Below are 430 nucleotides of genomic sequence, written 5' to 3'. Positions count from 1 at the left end.
TTTCTTATATGATTCTTTTGCAGTATCTACCAAAGGTCTACGTATACCAGTAGATTGATTTTTTCTACTAGAAACTGATATTTGATTCATATTAGTTTCTTTAAGTTCAGAAATGATAATTTGATCTCCTCTTTCTGTTACTGAAAGTTTTTCACCTGGAACAAAAGAAGCTGCTTCACAAACCAAATGTTGCAAAAACAGACGTGGTGTATCATCTTTCCCTTTACTACTCACTTTATAAACCTTTTTAAGTAACATATTTTCTCCCCCTAAAACAAAAAAACAGAGCTGTATCAAAAATTAATAAACAGTCTGTTTTTCTTCATATTTTTTAATTCACATTCACCTACAAGTCTTGTTAACACACAAAAAGCCCCTTAGGACTGCAATTTTTAATAACTACAGAACCCAAGGGGCTAGTTTTATTGAT

1 protein-coding gene is annotated in these 430 nt (G+C 31.2%); it reads right to left on the bottom strand.

Annotated features, from left to right (window positions below; translation table 11 throughout):
- A partial coding sequence (locus RCF13_RS18350; RefSeq protein ID WP_308141438.1) for a hypothetical protein occupies window positions 1-258 on the bottom strand: 258 nt, incomplete at its 3' end.
- Window positions 259-430 lie beyond the last annotated feature (172 nt).

Source organism: Stenotrophomonas maltophilia group sp. RNC7 (genome assembly GCF_030910085.1).
GTDB classification, from domain to species: Bacteria; Pseudomonadota; Gammaproteobacteria; order Xanthomonadales; family Xanthomonadaceae; genus Stenotrophomonas; species Stenotrophomonas sepilia.
Note: the sequence above shows the minus strand (reverse complement) of the source record. Positions and strands in the feature narration are given on the sequence as shown.